19 protein-coding genes are annotated in these 20,531 nt (G+C 63.9%); 10 read left to right on the forward strand and 9 right to left on the reverse strand.

Features of this window, described 5'->3' with window-relative positions; translation table 11 throughout:
• Positions 1–3: 3 nt before the first annotated feature.
• From NLY33_RS09835 to NLY33_RS09850, 4 genes are all read right to left on the reverse strand, one after another.
• Positions 4–1,077 carry an ABC transporter ATP-binding protein gene (locus NLY33_RS09835; RefSeq protein ID WP_023707561.1) on the reverse strand — a complete coding sequence of 358 codons (1,074 nt, stop codon included), beginning with the start codon at positions 1,075–1,077 and terminating at the stop codon, positions 4–6.
• On the reverse strand, positions 1,074–1,865 hold the full coding sequence (locus NLY33_RS09840; RefSeq protein WP_023707562.1) for an ABC transporter permease: 792 nt from the start codon (positions 1,863–1,865) through the stop codon (positions 1,074–1,076). Before NLY33_RS09840 ends, NLY33_RS09835 begins: the two co-directional genes overlap by 4 nt.
• A 186-nt stretch (positions 1,866–2,051) precedes the next feature.
• Positions 2,052–2,894 carry an ABC transporter permease gene (locus NLY33_RS09845; RefSeq protein ID WP_023707563.1) on the reverse strand — a complete coding sequence of 281 codons (843 nt, stop codon included), beginning with the start codon at positions 2,892–2,894 and terminating at the stop codon, positions 2,052–2,054.
• A 94-nt stretch (positions 2,895–2,988) separates the two neighbouring features.
• Positions 2,989–4,053: a polyamine ABC transporter substrate-binding protein gene (locus NLY33_RS09850; protein WP_023686655.1), complete on the reverse strand. Its 1,065-nt coding sequence runs from the start codon at positions 4,051–4,053 to the stop codon at positions 2,989–2,991.
• Between the two features lie 235 nt (positions 4,054–4,288).
• On the opposite strand from NLY33_RS09850, the gene NLY33_RS09855 reads away from it, so the two are divergent.
• The 5 genes from NLY33_RS09855 to ggt are packed head-to-tail and all read left to right on the forward strand — an operon-like array spanning position 4,289 to position 10,844.
• Positions 4,289–5,227, forward strand: a complete 939-nt coding sequence (locus NLY33_RS09855; protein WP_023698838.1) for a GntR family transcriptional regulator — start codon at positions 4,289–4,291, stop codon at positions 5,225–5,227.
• 10 nt (positions 5,228–5,237) lie between these two features.
• Positions 5,238–6,515 (forward strand): glycosyltransferase, encoded by a 1,278-nt coding sequence (locus NLY33_RS09860; RefSeq protein ID WP_023707564.1) that lies wholly within the window; start codon positions 5,238–5,240, stop codon positions 6,513–6,515.
• A 14-nt stretch (positions 6,516–6,529) separates the two neighbouring features.
• On the forward strand, positions 6,530–7,912 hold the full coding sequence (locus tag NLY33_RS09865; protein WP_023707565.1) for a glutamine synthetase family protein: 1,383 nt from the start codon (positions 6,530–6,532) through the stop codon (positions 7,910–7,912).
• 2 nt (positions 7,913–7,914) lie between these two features.
• A complete protein-coding gene (locus NLY33_RS09870; RefSeq protein WP_031196022.1) occupies positions 7,915–9,216 on the forward strand; it encodes an NAD(P)/FAD-dependent oxidoreductase in 1,302 nt (433 codons plus the stop codon).
• A 41-nt stretch (positions 9,217–9,257) separates the two neighbouring features.
• Positions 9,258–10,844, forward strand: a complete 1,587-nt coding sequence (gene ggt / locus NLY33_RS09875; RefSeq protein WP_023707567.1) for a gamma-glutamyltransferase — start codon at positions 9,258–9,260, stop codon at positions 10,842–10,844.
• 22 nt (positions 10,845–10,866) lie between these two features.
• On the opposite strand, the gene NLY33_RS09880 is transcribed toward ggt, so the two are convergent.
• The 5 genes from NLY33_RS09880 to NLY33_RS09900 form a co-directional block, all read right to left on the reverse strand.
• On the reverse strand, positions 10,867–11,031 hold the full coding sequence (locus NLY33_RS09880) for a hypothetical protein (protein WP_023698833.1): 165 nt from the start codon (positions 11,029–11,031) through the stop codon (positions 10,867–10,869).
• A complete protein-coding gene (locus NLY33_RS09885; protein ID WP_023707568.1) occupies positions 11,028–12,083 on the reverse strand; it encodes an ABC transporter ATP-binding protein in 1,056 nt (351 codons plus the stop codon). Before NLY33_RS09885 ends, NLY33_RS09880 begins: the two co-directional genes overlap by 4 nt.
• 11 nt (positions 12,084–12,094) lie before the next feature.
• Positions 12,095–12,928: a carbohydrate ABC transporter permease gene (locus tag NLY33_RS09890; RefSeq protein WP_023686650.1), complete on the reverse strand. Its 834-nt coding sequence runs from the start codon at positions 12,926–12,928 to the stop codon at positions 12,095–12,097.
• Positions 12,929–12,938: 10 nt separating this feature from the next.
• Positions 12,939–13,868, reverse strand: coding sequence for a carbohydrate ABC transporter permease (locus tag NLY33_RS09895; protein ID WP_156932559.1), 930 nt, complete (start codon positions 13,866–13,868; stop codon positions 12,939–12,941).
• A 67-nt stretch (positions 13,869–13,935) separates the two neighbouring features.
• A complete protein-coding gene (locus tag NLY33_RS09900) occupies positions 13,936–15,249 on the reverse strand; it encodes an ABC transporter substrate-binding protein (RefSeq protein WP_023672935.1) in 1,314 nt (437 codons plus the stop codon).
• A gap of 237 nt (positions 15,250–15,486) precedes the next feature.
• On the opposite strand from NLY33_RS09900, the gene NLY33_RS09905 reads away from it, so the two are divergent.
• From NLY33_RS09905 to NLY33_RS09925, 5 genes are read left to right on the forward strand one after another with little or no spacing between them, the layout of a single operon-like run.
• A complete protein-coding gene (locus NLY33_RS09905) occupies positions 15,487–16,164 on the forward strand; it encodes a beta/alpha barrel domain-containing protein (RefSeq protein ID WP_023672934.1) in 678 nt (225 codons plus the stop codon).
• On the forward strand, positions 16,164–17,621 hold the full coding sequence (locus NLY33_RS09910) for a xylulokinase (protein ID WP_023704259.1): 1,458 nt from the start codon (positions 16,164–16,166) through the stop codon (positions 17,619–17,621). The genes NLY33_RS09905 and NLY33_RS09910 overlap by 1 nt, the downstream gene beginning before the upstream one ends.
• Before the next feature lie 14 nt (positions 17,622–17,635).
• Positions 17,636–18,928 (forward strand): iron-containing alcohol dehydrogenase, encoded by a 1,293-nt coding sequence (locus NLY33_RS09915; RefSeq protein WP_084565728.1) that lies wholly within the window; start codon positions 17,636–17,638, stop codon positions 18,926–18,928.
• Between the two features lie 7 nt (positions 18,929–18,935).
• Positions 18,936–19,739, forward strand: a complete 804-nt coding sequence (locus NLY33_RS09920) for an HAD-IIB family hydrolase (protein WP_023692036.1) — start codon at positions 18,936–18,938, stop codon at positions 19,737–19,739.
• Positions 19,740–19,741: 2 nt separating this feature from the next.
• Positions 19,742–20,524 carry a DeoR/GlpR family DNA-binding transcription regulator gene (locus NLY33_RS09925; RefSeq protein WP_023686645.1) on the forward strand — a complete coding sequence of 261 codons (783 nt, stop codon included), beginning with the start codon at positions 19,742–19,744 and terminating at the stop codon, positions 20,522–20,524.
• Positions 20,525–20,531 lie beyond the last annotated feature (7 nt).

Consider the following 20,531-nt stretch of genomic DNA (forward strand, 5'->3'; position numbering starts at 1 on the left):
CTCCTATTCCTGAAAAATTCTGACATCGGCGGCGTCCCAGCCGAGTTCGACCTGATCGCCCGACGAGACCGGCCGGCGGTCGGCGGCATCGGCGGTGACGCGCACCAGAAATGGTTTTGGCGACAGAGGCGTGCGGACATGCAGCTGCAGGTCGAGCCCGTGATAGGCCAGCGCCTCAACCGTGCCGGCGGTGCGGTTGGCGGTCTCGGCTGACGGGAACAGCCGGATGCGCTCGGGTCGCACCGAAGCGACAGCGGAAGCGCCGGGTGTGAGCTTGGCGGGAACCTTGCCGGTGATGCGCGCGCCGTTCGCGGCGATCACGCCATCCGCAGACACCTTGCCCGGTACGAAATTCATCACGCCGATGAAGTCGGCGACGAAACGGTCGGCGGGATGCTCGTAGATCGCATGCGGCGCGTCGCATTGCAGCAACTGGCCGTCCTTGAGCACCGCCATGCGGTCGGCCATGACGAGTGACTCTTCCTGGTCGTGGGTGACGATGACGAAGGTGATGCCGACTTCGTGCTGCAGGCGCTTCAGCTCCAACTGCATGGCGCCGCGCAGTTTCTTGTCGAGCGCCCCGAGCGGTTCGTCGAGCAGCAGCAACCGAGGCCGTTTGACCAGCGCGCGGGCGAGCGCGACGCGCTGCTTCTGGCCACCCGACAATTGCTCAGGCTTACGGTCGGCGAAGGGGACAAGCTCGGTGGTGGCCAGAATGGCCTCGACGCGGGAACGGATTTCAGCTTTCGGCAAGCGCTCCATCTCCAACCCGTAGGAGACATTGGCGCGCACGCTCATATGCGGGAACAGCGCGTAGGACTGGAACATCAGATTGACCGGCCGCTTGTTGGGCGGGGTCCGGGCGATGTCCTTGCCATCGAGCAGTATGCGGCCGTCGGTTGGCGTCTCGAAGCCGGCCAGCATGCGCAGCAGCGTGGTCTTGCCGCAGCCGGAGGGTCCAAGCAGCGCGAAGAACTCGTTTTCGCGGATGTCGAGCGAGATGCCGTCGACGGCGGTGACCCGGCCGAACTTCTTCGAAACGTTATCAATGGCCAGCAGCGTGCGCGGTTCGCTCATTGGCCGATGATCCCACGGTTGAGCCGCTGCGACAGGGTCAGCGCGGTGATGGATACCGCCATGACGATCGTCGCCAGCGCGTTGATCTCCGGCGTGATGCCGAAGCGGATCATGGCGTAGATCTGCATCGGCAGCGTCGTCGAGGCGCGGCCGGCACCGGCGGTGAAGAAGGCGATGATGAACTCGTCGACCGAGAGCGTGAAGGCAAGCAGAGCGCCGGCGACCACTGCCGGCGCGATGACCGGCAATGTCACACGCCGGAAGGTGGTCAGAGCCGAGGCGCCGAGGTCGGCGGAGGCCTCGACGATCGACCAGTCGAAACTCTTTAGCCTTGCGCGCACCACCGAGCAGACGAAGGCGAGGTTGAAGACGACATGGGCGAGGATGATGGTGTGCAGGCCCATGGTCAGGTTTAGCATGGAGAAGAACGACAGCAGAGCGATCGCCAGGACGATGTCGGGGATGATCATCGGTGCGAAGATCAGCGCCTCGAGACCCCTGCCGTATTGCCGGCGCATCTCGATGCCGATGGCCAGCAGCGTGCCGAGCAGCGTGGCGATGGCCGTGGAGACCAACGCCACGATCAGCGTGTTGAGCGCAGCGGAAAGGATTGCGGAATTGCCGGCCAGCGAGGCATACCATTTCAGCGAAAAGCCCGACCATGCCGTCGGCAATCCGCCTTCGTTGAAGGACAGCGCCACCAGCACGGCGATCGGGATGTAGAGGAAGGCGAAGACGAGGGTGAGGATCGTCCGCATGCCGAGCGTACGGGTGAAGGAATGGGTCATCGCCGGCCTCCGACAATTGGAGGGCAAGCGAACGACCAGAGTCCTTCTCCCTGTTCGCGGGTAGAAGCTACCGGCAGGCAGACGGGGGGCAGCGTTGAGCGTCGCAAAGGTTGACGCCGCCCCTCATCCGCCCCTTCGGGGCACCTTCTCCCGGTGAACGGGGAGAAGGCAAGAATTGCGCGGCGCTCAGCCATAGGCGTCACCCCTTGCCTCAGCCGCACGCCCCGCGGCGCGGTCGGCGGCGAGCGCCTGCGCCATAAGCACCAGAAGCATGATGGCGATCAGCGCCATCGCCAATGCCGCGCCAAACGGCCAGTCATTGGCGGTCAGGAACTGGTCGTAGACGAGGTTGCCGATCATCTGGAAGCGGCCGCCGCCAAGCAGCGCCGGGGTGACGAAATTGCCGATCGACAGCACAAAGACGAAGACAGCACCCGCAGCGATGCCGGGCACGGTCAGCGGCAGGATGACACGTCGGAAGGTGGTGGCAGCGGAGGCGCCGAGATCGCGTGAGGCCTCGGCCAGTTCCGGGTTGAGGCGTGACAGCGGCGCGTAGCAGGCGAGGATGACGAAGGGCAGATAGTTGTAGACGAGGCCTGCGATGACCGAGCCTTCGGTATAGAGCATCGAGGGCGGTTCGCCGGTGTAGCCGAACCAGCGCAAGAGCTGGGTGATCAGGCCTTCGCGGTTCAGCAGCACGATCCAGGCATAGGTGCGGATCAGGTAGTTGGACCAGAACGGCAGCACGGCGAAAAACAGGAACACCGGCTGCCACCGGCGCGGGGCGGCCGCGATCGCATAGGCGGCGGCATAGCCGATCACGACTGCGATGAGCGTCGCGGTACCGGCGATACGTGCTGAGTTGAGGAAGATGCCGGCATAGAGCGGGTCGAAGACCAGCCCGAAATTCCCCAGCGTGAAGGTGTAGTCGATGCCGCCATAGACGCCGCGCCGGAAGAAGGCGAGCGCCAGCACCAGGGCGCATGGGATAACCATCAGCGCGGTCAGCCAGACCAGCGCCGGGGCCATCAGCAGAGAGGAACGAAGTCGGGTCTGGGACAATTTCTCGGGTACCGCTCAGGGCCGGCGGCAGAAGTGCTGCCGGCCGTGAAGTCTGCGCCGCTTACTGCGCGGCCTTGATCTCGCTGACGATCTTGGAATAGTCGCGCTGGGCTTCGCCGACGTCACGCAACTGCTCGAACTTGACGAGATCGGCCACCGGCATCGCCATGTTGGGGAATTTGGCCAGGAAGTCGGCCGGCAGGCTTTCCATCGCCGGCTTGTTCGGCACCTTGTAGTCGATGTTCTGCGCCGCCCAGGCGTGGTTCTTGGCGTCGAGCATGAAGTTGATGAACTTGAAGGCGTCGTCCTTGTGCTCGGACGCCTTCATCACCACCATCGTGTCGACCCACAGGTCCGAACCTTCTTTAGGGATGACGTATTTGATCTCCGGCTTGTCGGCGATGCCGTAATTGCACCAGCCGTCCCAGGCCTGCACCATCAGCGCCTCGCCGGAAACCAGCTTGGAATAGAAGGTGGTGTCGTCATAGGCGAGCAGGGTCTTCTTGGCGGAGATCAAGAGGTCCTTGACCTCGGCCATCTTGGCCGGGTCGGTCTCGTTGACCGAATAGCCCTTGTCGAGCTGCCCGGCGGCCAGCAGCCAGCGATCGGTCGCCAGCATGGTGGTCTTGCCCTTCATCTCGTCGGAAGGGGCGAGCAGGTCGCTCCAGCTCGTGGGCGCCGTCTTGACAAGGTCAGAGCGGTAGCAGAGGCCCGTCGTGCCCCAGGTGTAAGGCACGGAGAAAGCGTTGCCGGCATCGTGCGGCAGCTTGGTCGCTTCGGGATAGAGGTTGGCGAGGTTGGGGATCTTGGCATGGTCGATCGGCTCGGTCAGGCCAAGCTTGTTTAATACTTCGGCGAAGGGCGAGGAGACGAAGACCACGTCATAGCCCTTGCCGCCGGCGGCAATCAGCTTGCCCATGATCTCTTCATTGGTGGCGTGCACCACCACTTCGCCGGCAATGCCGGTGGCGGTCTTGAAAGCGGCCATGGCGTCGGGTGCCATGTACCCATCCCAGTTCGAAATAACGAGGTCGGCTGCGGCGGCCGGCCCCGAGAGCGTCAGGGCGAGACCGAGAGCGATTGAGGATGTATTGAGCGCACGGCGCCGCAGGCTGGTAGCGGTCATGGCAGTCTCCCATTCGGTTTGATCGTCGAAATCATTTGCCGGACCAAGGCCGGCGACGCGCGCGCCTGCCTCGATCCTGTTCCCTCGGTCTTTTCTCGCCGATTGTGCCGACAGTACTATTGCAGAAAAAAGTACGTCAATCCATAATCTGTCAACCGACGGAGGAATTTGGCCGATTGTCCCTGTTCCGGCGATCAGCCAGACCAATGCGCCACATTCGCATTCGAGAAAAGTCATGCAAGCCGTAGCCAGACGACCTCGCACCAACCATCTCGATCTGGCGCAGCGCATCCTGGATGTGGCGCGGCAGCGTGGCTTCGAGCCTGGCGCCCGCCTGCCCGAACAGCAGATCGCCTCGCTGTGCAATGTCTCGCGCACGCCCGTACGCGCCGCACTCGGCCTGCTCGCGGAACGGGGCGTGGTGCGCTGGGAGGCCGACAGCGGTTATCATCTGACGGTCGACCTCGCCGCCCAGCCCGCCATTGCCGCCGAACTACCTAGTGCGGAGGAAGACGAGCTCGCCGAAGCCATCCTGCGCGACCGCTCGGCGCGACGGTTGGACCAGACGGTGACCATCGCGGGGCTGATGCGACGCTACGACGCTGATCGCAAGACGGTACTAAAAGCACTTAACAAACTGACCGACGAGAATCTTCTGGATCGTGCGCCTGGGCAATCCTGGTTGTTTCGCCGCGCGCCGGACGATCCGGAGGCGCAAGGCGAAAGCTACGAGTTCCGCCTGGTGCTGGAGCCGGCGGCCATCCTGACGCCAGGCTTTCGGCTGGACGGGGCGCGGGCAGCAATGTTGCGGCAAGGCATGGAAGCGCTTGCAGCGCTGCCGGACGAGACATTCGACACGCGCGAGTTCCAGCGGCTGGACATGGATTTTCATGGCATGATCGCCGAGGGCTGCGCCAACCGTTTTGTGTCGGATGCATTGGCCGATCATCTCCGCCTGCGCCGGCTGCCGGGCATCTATTCCGGCGTCAACGTGTTTCGGCTGCGGCAATCGTTGCGCGAACACTCGGGCATACTCGACTATCTTGAAAGCCGGCAGTATGAGGTGGCTGCCGATCTGCTTCGCATCCACCTGCGGCTCTCCCGCAGCCAGCGACCGCAAGCAGCCAGCCGCGGAGCTCCCGCACTGTTCAGCATGATCAGCCGGCCGGATTGAAGAGGAATAATTGACGCGTAAAGCCAGCCCGACCATCGCGCTGTTTCCCGAAGCCAGTTTCGGCGCCGCGTTGAATTGCGTCGGTATCGCACAGGCATTGCGCGCACGGGGCGCTCGCCCCGTCTTCATCTGCCATGCCGGCTTCTCCGGCGTCTTTACCGACTATGGCTTCCAGGAATACCATCTGCCGACGGATGAGCCGCTGAGCGACAGCGACCGCCAGAGCTATTGGCAGGCCTTCGTGCGCCGGCACCTGCCGCATTTCCGGCTGAGCCCGATCGACCAGCTCGAGACCTATGTCGCGCCGACCTGGCAAGCGATCGTCGACACCGCCGTCAACGCCGAGGCGCCGCTGCGCCAATTGCTGGCGCGGCTGAAGCCGGATGTGGTGGTGCTCGACAACGTCATCATGTTCCCGGCGATCGCCGCCGCCGGCTGCCCGTGGGTGCGCGTCGTCTCCTGTGCCGAGACGGAACTGCCGGATGCCGAGGTGCCGCCCTATCTCTCGGGGATGGGTGCCGACGACCCGCAACGTGCGGCGTTCGAAGCGCGCTATCTCGCGGCCTCCGCACCCGCGCATGAGCGCTTCAACCGTTTTCGCGCGGATGCCGGCCTGGCGCCGTTGCCCAAGGGCCTGTTCCTCGAGACATCACCCGACCTCAATCTGCTGCTGACGCCAGCGATCGTACGGCGTGAGCGGGCCGAGCCGCTCGACCCCAAACGCTTTGTCTATCTCGAAGGCTGCGTGCGTTCGGAAGGGCCATTCGAGGTGCCGGTGTTTCCGCGCAATGGCGGGCCGCTGGTCTATGTCAGCTTCGGCAGCCTCGGCGCGATGGATGTCGGGCTGATCGAGCGCATGCTCGCCGTCTTCGACAGGCTGCCGGCGCGCTTCATCGTCAATGCCGGCGGCCTGCGCGACGCCTATCGCGCGGTGCCGGACAATGTCTATCTCGACGCTTGGTTTCCGCAGCCTTCGGTGGTGGCGAAGTCGGACCTGTTTATTCACCATGGCGGCAACAACAGTTTTTGCGAGGCGCTGCGCTTCGGCGTGCCGTCGCTGATCATGCCCTATTGCTGGGACGGACATGACAATGCGCAACGCGCGGGAGAGACGGGCGTCGGCGACCATATCGGCCGCGACGCCTGGACCGAAGGGGGATTGGAGAGAGCCATTCTCGGCCTGCTGGCCGACGATGCGATGCGCGCCCGCCTCAGGGACAATGCTGCCAAGATGGCGCTGACCCCTGGAACGGATGTGGCCGCGCAAGCCATACTCTCTCTCTCATAGGTACGTGAACCAAAATGCAGGACAAAAATACCAACACCGCTCTCTTCACCGGCAACGATCCCAAGGCCTGGCTCGCCCAGCACGGCATCACGGAGGTCGAGTGCCTGGTGCCCGACATGAATGGCGTGCTGCGCGGCAAGGCGCTGCCGACAGCAAAATTCCTCAAGGCGCTGGAAGACCGCGCACTTTACCTGCCGAGCAGCGCTTTCCTGGTCAGCATCGATGGCCGCTACTCCGGTTCGATCGACGAAGGCTTTGCCTATCAAGACCCGGATATGCGCATGGTGCCTGATATGTCGACGCTGTGCCTGGCGCCGGGCGGTGGCGCTGGCAAAGCCTATGTCTTCGCCGACGCCTTCCACATGGAAGGCAAGCCCTGGATGGCCTCGCCACGACATGTGCTGCGCGCCGTGCTCGATCTCTACCGGAAGCGCGGTTGGCGCGCGGTGGTGGCGCCGGAAGTCGAATTCTATCTGACCGCGCCCAATCCGAATCCCGACCAGCCGCTGACGGCACCGGTTGGCGCCAATGGCCGCGCCGAGGGTTCGCAGCATCCCTATGACATGGTGGCGCTGGAAGAATTCGAGCCGGTGATAAGGCGCGTCTATGACTATGCCGCGGCCGCCGGTCTGCCGCTCGACACGCTGATCCATGAATCCGGCGCCGCGCAGCTGGAGATCAATCTGCTGCATGGCGACGCGGTGCCGCTGGCCGACCAGGTGCTGCTGTTCAAGCGGCTGACGCGCCAGGCGGCGCAGCAGAGCGGCATGCACGCCACCTTCATGGCCAAGCCGATCGCGGCGCAGGCGGGAAGCTCGATGCACCTGCACATGTCCGTCGTCGATGAGAAGACGGGCGCCGCGCTGTTTGCCGACAGAGATGATGCAGACACCGAAATGTTCGGCCATTTCATCGGCGGCCTGCAGAGATATGTGCCCGAGATCATGCCGCTGTTCGCACCCAACGTGAACTCGTTCCGCCGCATCCGGCCGAACCACAGCGCACCGGCCAACATCGAATGGTCGCATGACAACCGCTCTTGCGGCCTGCGCGTGCCGGCAGGTGGCCGCGCCGCCCGGCGGGTAGAGAACCGCTTGCCGGGAGCGGATTGCAATCCCTATCTGGCGATCGCCGGTTCGCTGCTTGCCGGCTATCTCGGCGTCGAGCAGAAGCTGGCGCGCTCGGCTGAGGCCTCGGGCAATGCCTACAAGATCAAAAGCACGCTGCCGAAAACGATGGAGGAGGCGCTTGATCGTTTCATTGCTTGCGAGCCGGTGCGGGCATTGCTCGGCGAGGATTTTTTCCAGACCTATCTGCGCGTCAAGAGCGTCGAACTCGACCTGTTCCAGAGCGTGGTGACGAGCTGGGAACGCGACCATTTGCTGCTGAAGGTGTGATCATGGCCTCCGGCTCAACGGGTTTCAATTCGAGCCTCGATATCGGCAATTCCTATTATGTCGCCACCGCCAATCCGGCGCCGGACCATCCGGCGCTGGTGGGAGATGTCGGCGCCGATCTGGTGGTGGTCGGTGGCGGCTGCACCGGCCTGTCGGCCGCCCTTCATGCCGCCGAGCGCGGCCTGAAGGTGGTGCTGCTCGAAGGCGGCAAGATCGGCTGGGGCGCGTCGGGCCGCAATGGCGGCCAGATGATCCCCGGCCTGCGCAAAGGCGCCAAGGGGCTGGTCAAGCTCTACGGCCCCGAGCGGGCGAAGGCGCTGTTCGACCTCGCCTTCGAGGCGCGGGGCCTGGTGCTCGACATCATCGAGCGCCACACCATCGACTGCGATCTGCGGCTGACCGGCCATCTCGTCGGTGCCGTTAATGGCTCCGACCTCAGGGATCTCGAAGACGAGGCCAAATGCCTCGAGAGCGTGATGAAGTTCCGCGACGTCGAGATCCTGTCGGCGGCGCAGGCACGCAGCAAGGTGGACACGCCCTATCATGGCGCGATGTATGAGCCGCTCGGCGGCCATATGCATCCGCTGAACTACACGCTCGGCCTTGCCCGTGCCGCCGTGGCGGCCGGTGTCGTCATCCATGAAAACTCCGTCGCGGTAAAGCTGGAGCGCGAGCCTTCGATCCGGGTCTCGACGGCGCAGGGGTGGGTAAGGGCCAAACATGTCGTGCTGGCCGGCGACGCGCTGCTGCATGGGCTGGAGCCGCGCGTCAACAGCCGCATCATGCCGGTAGGCAACTATATCGTCGCCACCGAGCCGCTGGAGGGCAAGCGCAATGTGATCCCGGCCAATGTGGCGGTGTCCGATACACGCTTCGTCGTCAACTACTACCGCACGTCGGCGGACGGTCGGCTGCTATTCGGCGGCGGCGAGCGCTACACGCGATCGCCGCCGGCCGACATCGCCGGCTTCGTGCGGCCGCACATGGAGGCCACCTTCCCGCAACTGAAGGGCTGCCGCATCGATCATGCCTGGGGCGGTCTGGTGTCGGTGACCACGTCGCGGCTGCCGCATGTCGGGCACTATGGCGAGGTCTATTTCGCGCATGGCTATTCCGGCAAGGGCGTCATCCTGTCAACGCTGTCGGGCAAGCTCTTGGCCGAAGCGATTACGGGCGACGCCTCGCGGCTGGACCTGTTCTCGACGCTGACGCCGATGCCGTTCCCGGGCGGTACGGCGCTGCGGGGCCCGCTCTATGTGCTGGGGATGTTGTGGTACGCCATGCGCGACCGCATCAAGCATTGAAGGCTGCGGCCGGCGGGCGCGAAATCATTGGAGGCGATTGCATGCGTGATTTTCAGTTCCCCGGACGCTCGCCAGTTCGCGCGACAGAAGCGATGGCGGCGACATCGCATCCGCTGGCGACGCTGGCCGCCATCGACATGCTGCGCTCCGGCGGCAATGCCATGGATGCCGCTGTGTGCGCTGCGGCGGTGCAAGGCGTCGTCGAGCCGCAATCGACCGGCATCGGCGGCGACTGTTTTGTGCTCTACTCCCCCAAAGGCGAGGGCGAGGTGCTGGCCTTCAACGGCTCGGGGCGGTCGCCTGCTGCTGCAAATGCCGATTGGTATCTGGAGCGGGGCCATAGCGAACTGCCTGCGGCCGGACCGCATGCCGTCACCATACCAGGCGCCATCGATGCATGGTGCCGGCTACTCGAGGACCACGGAAAAAAGGGCATCGACGCCGCGCTGGCGCCAGCCATTCGCTATGCCGAACAAGGCTATGTCGTTCATGATCGCGTCGCCTTCGACTGGGCCGACGAGGTCGCCCTGCTCTCAGCCGATGAACATGCCGCGCGCATATTCCTGCCCGAGGGAAGGGCGCCGCAAGCCGGCGATGTGCATCGGCAGCCGCACTTGGCGGACACCTTGCGCATCATCGCCAACCGAGGCCGTGCAGGGTTTTATGAAGGTGAAGTCGCGGACGATCTGGTGGAACGTCTTCGCGCGCTGGGCGGGCTGCATGCATTGGAGGATTTCGCCGAGACCCAAGGCGACTACGTCACGTCGGTGAATACGTCCTATCGCGGCTACGATATCCATCAGATGCCACCGAACAATCAGGGCATGACGGCGCTGATCATGCTGAATGTGCTTTCGGGCTTCAGCCTTGGTTCGTTGGAGCCGAACAGTGCCCAGCGGCTGCATCTCGAGATCGAAGCCGGCCGGCTTGCCTACCAGGACCGCGATACTTTCATCGGCGACCAGGATTTCGTCCAGGTCCCCGTCGAACAACTGCTGTCGGCAGCTTATGCGGAGCGGCTGCGCGCCGCCATCGATCCGGCCCTCGCCATGACGCATCTGCCGCGGCTTGAGCTGCCGCGCAGCGACACCGTCTATATCTCCGTGGTCGACCGCGACCGCAATGCAGTCAGCTTCATCAACTCGACCTTCGGTTCCTTCGGCAGCGGCGTCGTCGGTCCCAAGACAGGCGTCGTGCTGCAGAATCGCGGCAGCAGTTTTCGCCTCACGGAAGGCCATCCAAATCGTATCGCGCCGCGAAAGCGACCGATGCACACCATCATGCCTGGCATGGCGACGCGAGGGGGTAAGGTGGTGATGCCGTTCGGGGTGATGGGCGGCGGCTACCAGCCGTTCGGCCATGTCCATCTGCTGACCAACATGATCGATTTCGGGATGGACCCGCAGCAGGCACTGGATGCGCCACGGGTGTTCTACAAGGACAATGCCGTGCTGGCCGAGCGCGGGATTCCGGCTGAGGCGATCGCCGGCCTGCGTCAGCGCGGCCATCAGGTTTCGATCGCCGAGGAGCCGCATGGCGGCGGCCAGTTGGTGCTGATCGATTGGGAAAAGGGCACGCTCACCGGTGCCTCCGATCCGCGCAAGGACGGTTGTGCGCTGGGCTACTGATCTGCGTTGCTGGAATGCGCATTCAGAACCAGATCAGCCAGACAAGCTGCAGGATTACCAGTGCAATGGCGTCCCAGAAGATGAGTTCGCCCATCGAGAACCAGCGCCGCGACCGGTTGAAGCTGTAGAACAGCCACCCGACCAAGGCTGCGGCGGCCAGCGGCACCAAAGCGAGCAGCGTGCTCACGGCAGTCGCGCTCCCGACACCGCATCGAATGTGTGCAGCGCCGCCGGCGGAAAGTGTAGATAAAGCGGCTGGCCGGGATCGAAAGCGCGATCGACATTCACGGTCCTGACGATCAGCGCGTTGGCCTCGCTCGTGGCGAAGATCAGCACGTCCGGCTCGACCGGTTCGACGACGTCGACGGCAAACAGGATGGCATAGCCGGCAGTCGCGTCGACAAGCTGGATCTGCTCGGGGCGAATGCCGAGCACGATGGGACCATCAGGCTTTCCCGGAAGCGGGCAAGTGAAACCGCTGGCGTGGAAGACGCCGGCGCGGACATCGCCATCGAACGTGTTCATCGCTGGACGGCCGATGAATTCAGCGATGAAGCGATTGGCAGGCCGCCGATAAATCTCGCGCGGGTCGTCGTACTGGATCAGTGCGCCTTCGCGCAACACCGCGACCCTGGTCGCCAGCGTCATCGCCTCTTCCTGGTCGTGTGTGACGAAGACGAAGGTCTTTTTCAGCTCGCGATGCAGACGCTTCAGCTCGGTGCGCATGTGGAGCCGCAACAAGGCGTCGAGATTGGACAGCGGCTCATCCATCAGACAGAGGCTAGGTTGCCAGACCAGGGCGCGGGCCACGGCGACGCGCTGCGCCTGGCCGCCCGACAATTGCGAAGGGCGGCGGTCGAGGTAACGGGTGATTTCGAGCAGCTCGGCCATGGCGCGGACGCAGCGGTCGAGCTCGGCAGCCGGCATCTTTCGGATGCGCAAGGGATAGGCGATGTTCTCGTAGACGCTCTTATGGCTGTAGAGCGCATAGTTCTGGAACACCATGCCCATGCCGCGCAGGCGCGGCGGCAGGTCGGTGACATCGCGACCCTCGACCATGATGCGCCCGGCGGTCGGCCGCTCCAGCCCGGCGAGCAGCCGGCAGGCTGTCGTCTTGCCCGAGCCGGAGGGCCCGAGCAGCACGAGGAATTCACCGGGCTCGAAAGCAAGGTCGAGCGCCTGCAGCGCCACCGTCCCATCGGGGAAAGCCTTGGTGACGCCGTCGAAAACAATTGCCATGCGAGATCCCTTCAACCCTTGACCGCGCCGAAGGTGAGGCCGCGGACGAGCTGTTTCTGGACAAGGAAAGTGAAAAGCACGATCGGCAGCGTCGCCACGATGGCGACCGCCGCGACTTGGCCCCATAGCGTGCCATGCGGCGTCACCAGCCCCGGTATGCCGACGGTCAGCGGCCGCCCGTCGAAGGCGACGAGGATGAAGGCGTAGAGGAACTCGTTCCATGACAGGATGAAGCAGAGCACGGCCGTCGCGCCGATGCCGGGCGCGGCCAGCGGTGCAACGACGAAGAAGAAGGCGCCGAGCCGCGAGCGGCCGTCCATCATCGCGGCCTCGTCGATCTCCCTGGGGATTTCGGCGAAGAAGCCGCGCATCATCCAGACGACGAGCGACAGGTTGAAGGAGGTGTGGGCGATCACAACGGCGTAGATGGTGTCGATCAGGCCCAGCGAGGTGAAGAACAGGAACAGCGGCACGGCGATTGAGATCGGCGGCGCCATGCGCGTGGTCAGGAAGAAGAAGAACAGGTCTTCCTTGCCGGGAAAATCCGAGCGGGCAAAGCCATAGGCCGCTGGCGCGCCGATGACGATGCAGAGTATGGTCGACGACACCGAGATCAGCACCGAATTGATCGCCAGCGGCCAGTATCCCTTGTCGATGAAGACGGCGGGATAGTTGGCAAGCGTCGGCGAAAAAATCCATTTCGGCACAGAAGACAGAAGATCGACGCGGTTCTTGAACGACGCCAGCACCATCCAGACATAAGGCGTCAGCGCCACCACGACGGCGACGAGCAACACCGCCCAGGCAAAGCTTTTCCAGGCGCGGTTGGTGGACTGATCGATCATCGCAGCGCCCTCAAAACGCCCCCACCTGCTTGCGGCTCGACCAGTAGACGGCCTTGTAGAAGACCGAGCACAGGATCAGCACGACGAGATAGATCATGAAGGCGACCGCGGCGCCGTAGCCGAGGTCCCAGTTACGGAAATTGACGCGGTAGGCGTAGATCGAGACCAGCTCGGTCAGCGTTCCCGGTCCGCCGCCGGTCATCAGGAAAACCTTGTCGAACTCCTTGAAGGCGTCGATGCCGCGCAGCAGCAGCACGAGCGCGATGACCGGCCGCAGCAGCGGCAGCATGACGTTTCGGAAAATCTGGAACGGTTTGGCGCCATCCATCATCGCCGCCTCGAACGGCGCGCGCGGCAGGCTCATCATCCCGGCGAGCATGATCAGGGTGACGAAAGGCGTCCACTGCCAGACATCGATGGCGACGATGGTCGGAAACACCAGGTCGGGTGCCGAAAGCACCGCCGAATTCTGCGCCAGCAGGCCGACCTTGCGCATGTAGAAGGTGAGCATGCCGAAATCGCCCTGCAACAGCAGCCGCCAGATCAGCCCGACGGCGACCGGCGCGATCATCATCGGGATGAGCAGCAGTGTGGTGAGAAGCCGCTGGCTGGCGACGAAGCGGAAGATCAGGAAGGCCAGCGCAAAGCCGAGCAGGAATTCCAGGCCGACGGCGATGACGACGAATTTCAGCGTCAGCAGGAACGATGCCCAGAAGAATGGGTCGTTGCGCATCAGCTTGCGGAAATTGTCGAAACCGACGAAGGCGCCGGCATGGCTGGCGTCGGCGAAGCTGAGGTCGGTCAGCGCGGTGTAGACCATGTAGTAGAACGGGCCGACCAGGAAGACGACGACGAGCAGCGTCGCCGGCAGCATCAAGAGCGGCCCCACCCCACGGTCGAGAAGCGGCATTCCGCGCGGCGATGGAGTGCGGTTCGTCACGGGCGTTTCCTGCGGACAAGAACGGCTACCCGCTTGTGCGGGTAGCCTCTGCGCGACATCTCAAGGCCTATCGTGCCGGATAGGTCATGGGTGCGCAAGAACCGAGCAGTGTCGAGATGTCGGTGGCGGCGGTGTCGAGGGCGGCCTGCGCCTCCTTTTCGCCGGCGAGGTAGGATGACAGTTCGCGCACTAGTATGTCGGTCATCTCGGCCGATTGCGGCAGCGTCGCCTTCGGCACCGCATGCTCGTTGGCCTCCATCGAAGCCTTGGCATAGGGCAGCTTCTGCACCTCGGCGGAGGCATAGACATCCGGCCGACCTGAAGCGCCGCCATTGAGATGCTGTTCGAGCTGGCGGTCATAGCCCATCATCCACTGGACGAAGAGGAAGGCGGCCTGCTGGTTCTTCGAATAGACCGGGATGAGATAGGTCCAGCCCTCGACCTGGCCGATCTTCCCGCCGTCGCCTTGCGGCACGAGATCGAAGCCAACCTTGCCGACCACGGTGGAGGCCGTGGTGTCGACCGACACGGCATAGGTTGCGTCGTTCCACATGATCAGCTCGGCGACCTTGGCTTGCTGCATCAGCGCCATGACATCATCCCAGAAATAGTTGAGGCTGTCCGGCGGCGAGAATTGCAGCAGGCTCTTGTAATATTCGAGCGAGGCGACGGCCTTGGGGCTGTTGACGATGACCGGGCCGCAGGCCGAGCCGCTCTTCACGTCGAGCACGTCGCCGCCGAAGGAATAAAGGAAATTGAGCCACTCATACCACAGTGCCTCATGGCGCTTGCCCTGCAGGGCGGTGCCGTAAAAACCCTGGTCGGGGCGATAGAACCATTCGGCGATATCGCGGTATTGCTTCCAGTCCTTGGCGGGAGCGAGGCCGTAGCCATACTTGGCCTTGAAGCCTGCCTGCTCCTTGGGATCGGCGAGCAGGTCCGAGCGATACCACATGAACATGTTGAGCACTGTGAAGGGGAAGCCGTACTCCTTGCCGTCATACCAGGAGATTTCGTGCCAGGCGGTCTGGTAGAGCTGCTTCTCCGGCTCGAAGCTCGGATCGCGCAAAGCCGGGTCGGCCATCATCTTGGCGATTTCGACCAGATGGTTGTTGGTGGCGAACTTGCCGAGTTCGCGATGCGGCTGGATGATGACGTCGTAGCGGCCGCGGTGCGAGTTGAGATCGAGCTGCACCTTGTTGACGGCTTCCGAGTGCTCGTACATCTCGACTTCGACATGGATGCCGGTCTGTTTTTCAAACTCCGGCGCCATCTTCTTCAGCGCTTCGAGCGGCGGCAGCGCCTCGCCGACCATGCGGATGGTCTGGCCGCTATAGGGTTTCGACGCCTCTTTCAGATCCCACGCGTCCGCTTGTGTCACTTGCCACGTCAGGGGCCACACAAATACGACTGCGACGAGCAGTCTGGACGCGGTACGTCTCAGCGGCTTGAGCATTCTTCCCTCTCCCTAGAAGTCGTGCCTGGCGGGCCGGCGCCCGTTTTGTCATAAAATGTGTGGTACTGCAAATCAAAATGTGGCACCTTGCAACAAATGGTTGGGAGGTGTTAACAGACCGGCAGCAAACCGGCTTTCCCGACCAGGCGAGGGACCTTTCGGATGGACTTCATCTTCATGCTGACGCGCAACGATCGCACGGTCGAGGACTGTCTCGACCTGGTCGATTTGATTGAGCCGGTCGGCCTGAAGCATGTCGGCTTCAAGGATATTGGCGTCGCGCCGGATGTGCTGCGCAAGCTCGCTGTCGCCATTGGCCGGACAGGCGCCACCACTTACATGGAAGTTGTCTCGACGACGGCTGAGGCCTGCCTTAATTCCGCGCGCATCGCCAGGGATCTCGGCATCCAGCGCCTGCTCGGTGGTACCCAGGTCGACGAGATCATGGCGTTGCTGGAGGGGAGCGGCACCGAATACTACCCTTTTCCCGGGCGGCCGGTCGGCCATCCGACCAAGCTCGGCGGTTCGGCCGAGGATGTCGAGGCCGACTGCCGGGCCTTCGCCGAGAAGGGTTGTGCGGGATGCGACATCCTCGCCTATCGCGCCACCGAGGCCGACCCGGCCGAACTGGTGCGCGCAGCCCGGCGCGGGCTTGGTCCGTCGCGGCATCTGATCGTCGCCGGCGCTGTGGCATCAGCCGATCGGATCAAGGCAATCAAGCTGGCCGGCGCCAACGCTTTTACCATTGGCACAGCGGTTTTCGATGGCTCCTATTCGCCGACGAAAGGTTCTATCCTCTCGCAACTGCGGGATGTCCTCGCGGATTGCGAGCGTGTCTAATGCCAGTCATCGGCATCGATCTCGGCACACAAAGCCTAAAGGCGATCGTTGTCGATGACGAATTGCGGCTGCGTGGCGAGGCCGCTGTGTTGTACCAGCCGGCCTTCCCGGCGCCCGGCTGGGCCGAACAGAACCCGGCGCTGTGGCTGGCGGCGCTCAAGCCGGCCATTGCCGGCGCGCTCGACAAGGCTGGGCTTGCGCCGTCCGACATCAAGGGTATTGCCATTGCCGGCCAGCTCGACGGCTGCGTCGCGGTCGATCGCAATGGTGAGGCGCTGGCTCCGTGCATCATCTGGATGGACCGGCGGGCGGCAGGAGAGATCGCCGGCATCGACCCGGACTTCATCCGTGAGCGCACCGGTCTCGTTCTGGACGCCACCCATATGGCGGCGAAAATCCGCTGGGCCGCGCGCAACCTGCCCGAAGCGCGCCGAGTGGCGCTCTGGCATCAACCGGTATCATTCGTGGTCGCAGCGTTGTGCGGTCGTGCCGTCATCGATCACGCGCTGGCCTCGACGACCATGCTCTATGGGCTGAAGGAGCACAATTATGCCGGCGATCTGCTGGCGGCCTTCGACATCGATGCACATAAATTGCCCGGCATCGACGATGCATCTGAGATCGCCGGCGCCTTGACCCACGCCGGCGCCGAGCTCACCGGTCTTCCTGTGGGCACGCCGCTGGCGGTCGGCACCGGCGATGATTTTTCGGCCGCCATAGGCGCCGGGGTTGTCGTGCCCGGTGTCGTCGCCTGCAATCTCGGCACGGCCGAAGTGGTCGGCGCGGTGTCCGGCACGCTTCGCCTCGACCCCGGCGGCCTGGTCGAGACCCATGGCTTTCTCGGCGACGGCTATTTCATCTCCAATCCCGGATGGCTCTCGGGCGGCGCGGTGACGTGGTTTCTAACAACCTTCGGCGTCGATTCGCCGGCGGCGATGTCGGAACTGGCGGCGACGGTGGTTGCCGGCAGCGACGATTTGCTGTTCTTGCCCGCGTTGTCCGGTGCCATGGCGCCGCGCTGGATCGCCGAAGCGCGTGCCGCTTTCTACGGCCTGACATCCTTCCACGGCAAAGCCGCTTGTGCCCGTGCCGTGCTGGAGGGCTGTGCCTTTGCCATGCGCGACGTGGTCGACCGGCTGGACGATCTCGATATCGCGACGGATCGCATCCGGCTCTCAGGCGGTGGCGCGCGCAGCCGGGTATGGGCGCAAATCCGTGCCGATGTCAGCGGCAGGCCGGTCGAGATCGCGGGTGCGGCCGATGCCTCGCCGATCGGTGCGGCAATCCTTGCCGCCGCAGCCATCGGCCTTACCTCCTCAGTGCAGCAGGCGGCTGAAAGGCTGGCCGGCCACATCGAGACGATCGACCCTGATCCTTCCGCCAAGGCCGCCTACGACAGAAGTTACCGCCGGTATCGCACCTTGTTCGATGCCCTGACCCCGCTTCATGCTGATTGACCGGACTGCATCCTATGTCCAGACAAATGCTCGATCGCCTTATTGCCGGCACGCTGCCTGACCCGGACAGCCAGGGAATGCTGTCGGTGCCGCTGAAGACCATCGTCATAGGGCGCGGTCTCGGCGACGAGGCCGATGCGCTGGTCAAGCCGCTGCCGCTCGGCCGCAAGCTCGCCGTGGTCATGGATCCCGACACAAGGCTGGCGCTGGGTGAGAGGGTGTCGATCGGACTGCGTGGCAGCAGCGATGTCGACAAGATCATCCTGCCGCGCCATCCGCATCCGGACATGGACGCGGTGCGATCGGTGATCGCACGCACGAAAGACGCCAGCGGCCTGGTCGCGGTCGGATCTGGCTCGATCAATGACATCACCAAATATGCTGCCCATCTCACCCAAAAACCTTATGCGGTGTTCGGCACCGCGCCATCGATGAACGGCTACACCTCGGTGTCGGCGGCAATCACCGAGGACGGCCTGAAGAAATCGCTGACTGCCAGCCTGCCGGTCGGCGTCTTCCTCGATCTCGATGTCATGGCGCGGGCGCCGCACCGGCTGATCGCTGCCGGCTTCGGCGATTCGATGGCGCGGCCGACCGCGCAGACCGATTGGCTGATGGCGCATCTATTGCTCGGCACGCCCTACAGGCAGGCGCCGTTCATGCTTCTGGCCGAGGACGAGAAGGCGCTCATCGCCAAGGCCGGCGAACTCGGGACCGGCGACCTTGAGGCGATGGAAGTGCTGGTGCGCACGCTGGTCATGTCCGGTCTCGGCATGACACTGTGCGGCGGCTCTTATCCGGCCAGCCAGGGCGAACATCTGATCGCCCACTATATCGACATGCGGGGCCAGGGATTGCCTGAGGCGCATCACGGCGAACACGTAGCGGTGACGACGTTGACGATGGCGCGGCTGCAGGAGCGCGTGCTGGCACTGCCGGAGCTGCAGCTCGCGCCGTCCGCGGATACGCCAGAACGCTTCATCGAGATCTTCGGCGAAACGCTCGGACGTTCCTGCTGGGCGGCATTCAAGCCCAAGCTGCTGGACCGCGAACGGGCAAACGCCATCAACACCATGCTGGCCAAGCAATGGCGCTCGCATCGTGAAAGGCTGGTGCGGGTGGCACGCCCGGCGCGCGAGATCGCGGCAGCACTGCGCGCCGCCGGCGCGCCGACCACGCCGCAGGAGGTTGCCATACCGGCTGGCTTCTACGACGAGGCGGTCGCCAATGCCCGGCTGATCCGCGAAAGGTTCACCATGCTCGACGTCGCGGCTGCCTCGCTCGAAACGGTTGCGGCGGGAGCCTGAGCGGGTGCTGCGTCCGCTTGCCGACTTCACCGCGCTAGACCGGCGCAACATCGCCGTCGTTCTGACCGATATCGACGACACCTTGACCGACAAGGGACGGCTGCCGGCAAAAGCCTATGCGGCGCTCGAGCGGCTGAAGCAGGCCGGCTTCCTTGTCGCGCCGGTCACCGGCCGCCCTGCCGGCTGGTGCGACCTGATCGCGCGGCAATGGCCGGTCGATGGCGTGATCGGCGAGAACGGCGCTTTCTATTTCCGCTATGACGGCACTGCCAAGCGCATCGTTCGTCACTATGCCAGGAGTGCCGGGGAAAGGCAGGCTGACGCGGCGCGCCTGCGCGAGATCGAACGCGCCGTGCTCGCGGAAATTCCGGGTGCGGCGGTCGCCGCTGACCAGGCCTATCGCGAAGCCGATTTGGCGATCGATTTTCGCGAGGATGTCGCGCCGCTGCCCAAATCTGAAGTGCTGAAGATCGTCGCTATCTTTCAGCGCTATGGAGCGGCGGCGAAAATCTCGTCCATCCATGTCAATGGCTGGTTCGGCAAATACGACAAACTGTCAACAAGCCGGCTATTCTTGCGCGACTGTTTTGGTATAGACATAGACCACGACAAGGACAGCATTGTCTTCGTCGGCGATAGTCCAAACGATGCGCCAATGTTCGGCTTCTTCCCCAACAGCGTCGGTGTCGCTAATGTGCTGGACTTCGCCGGCGAACTTCCGGCATCTCCTGCCTTCGTCACAAGCGGGCGCGGCGCGCAAGGGTTTGCCGAGCTTGCCGACGCACTGATTGCTGCAAAGGGAATGGAATAATCATGGATCAGGGCCGACTGACGAAGAAGGAGCGGCACGCGCTTATCCTTTCGGAAGTGCGCCGGTCGGCGTCCATCCGCATCTCCAAACTTGCACGGCGCATCGGCGTCGCCGGCGAGACCATCCGCCGCGATCTCATCGAACTCGGCGATGCCGGGCTGATCAACCGCACTTATGGCGGTGCGACGATCTCGCTGGTGACATCAGAGCCGGTGATTTCGGAGCGCGGCCTGACCCTGGTCGAGGAGCGCGCCCGCATCGGCCGCGGCGCAGCGGGCCTGGTCCAGAAGGGCCAGATCGTGATGATCGATGGCGGTTCGACCACTTATGAGGTGGCGCGCAACCTTTCGCAGCTGAAGCGCGACCTGACCATCATCACCAATTCCACCGGCGTGGCCTCGGTGGCCGGCGCCAATCCGACCTTCCGCGTGCTGCTTTGCCCCGGGACCTATGACAGCCGCGAAGGCAGCGTGCTTGGCGAAGACACCGTCGAGTTCCTGCGCCGCTACAATGCCGACGTCGCCATTATCGGGGCATCGGGGATAAGCGCCGATGGTCCGAGCGACATGATCTCGGGCGCCGCAGCCGTTAAACGCGCAATGATATCGCGTTCACTGTCGACGGTGCTGGTGGTGACCCACGACAAGTTTGGCCGCAGCAGTCTGGAACGCATCTGCGGGCTCGATGACATTGCCGATATCGTCACCGACAGCGAACCGAAGGCCGATCTGCGCACTGCTGCCGAACAGGCGGGCACGGAGCTGCATGTGTTTGCCGCCGACTGATCAGCAT

The sequence above is a fragment of the Mesorhizobium sp. C432A genome (assembly GCF_030323145.1).
Lineage (GTDB): Bacteria > Pseudomonadota > Alphaproteobacteria > Rhizobiales > Rhizobiaceae > Mesorhizobium.

What these genes read in the sequence shown, in the direction of transcription:
- NLY33_RS09890 (WP_023686650.1), bottom strand. Translation starts at nt 12,928, where the DNA reads ATGATCGATCAGTCCACCAACCGCGCCTGGAAAAGCTTTGCCTGGGCG.
- NLY33_RS09835 (WP_023707561.1), bottom strand. Translation starts at nt 1,077, where the DNA reads ATGAGCGAACCGCGCACGCTGCTGGCCATTGATAACGTTTCGAAGAAG.
- NLY33_RS09925 (WP_023686645.1), top strand. Translation starts at nt 19,742, where the DNA reads ATGGATCAGGGCCGACTGACGAAGAAGGAGCGGCACGCGCTTATCCTT.
- NLY33_RS09870 (WP_031196022.1), top strand. Translation starts at nt 7,915, where the DNA reads ATGGCCTCCGGCTCAACGGGTTTCAATTCGAGCCTCGATATCGGCAAT.
- NLY33_RS09885 (WP_023707568.1), bottom strand. Translation starts at nt 12,083, where the DNA reads ATGGCAATTGTTTTCGACGGCGTCACCAAGGCTTTCCCCGATGGGACG.
- NLY33_RS09905 (WP_023672934.1), top strand. Translation starts at nt 15,487, where the DNA reads ATGGACTTCATCTTCATGCTGACGCGCAACGATCGCACGGTCGAGGAC.
- NLY33_RS09850 (WP_023686655.1), bottom strand. Translation starts at nt 4,053, where the DNA reads ATGACCGCTACCAGCCTGCGGCGCCGTGCGCTCAATACATCCTCAATC.
- NLY33_RS09855 (WP_023698838.1), top strand. Translation starts at nt 4,289, where the DNA reads ATGCAAGCCGTAGCCAGACGACCTCGCACCAACCATCTCGATCTGGCG.
- NLY33_RS09865 (WP_023707565.1), top strand. Translation starts at nt 6,530, where the DNA reads ATGCAGGACAAAAATACCAACACCGCTCTCTTCACCGGCAACGATCCC.
- NLY33_RS09910 (WP_023704259.1), top strand. Translation starts at nt 16,164, where the DNA reads ATGCCAGTCATCGGCATCGATCTCGGCACACAAAGCCTAAAGGCGATC.
- NLY33_RS09845 (WP_023707563.1), bottom strand. Translation starts at nt 2,894, where the DNA reads ATGGCCCCGGCGCTGGTCTGGCTGACCGCGCTGATGGTTATCCCATGC.
- ggt (WP_023707567.1), top strand. Translation starts at nt 9,258, where the DNA reads ATGCGTGATTTTCAGTTCCCCGGACGCTCGCCAGTTCGCGCGACAGAA.
- NLY33_RS09840 (WP_023707562.1), bottom strand. Translation starts at nt 1,865, where the DNA reads ATGACCCATTCCTTCACCCGTACGCTCGGCATGCGGACGATCCTCACC.
- NLY33_RS09915 (WP_084565728.1), top strand. Translation starts at nt 17,636, where the DNA reads ATGTCCAGACAAATGCTCGATCGCCTTATTGCCGGCACGCTGCCTGAC.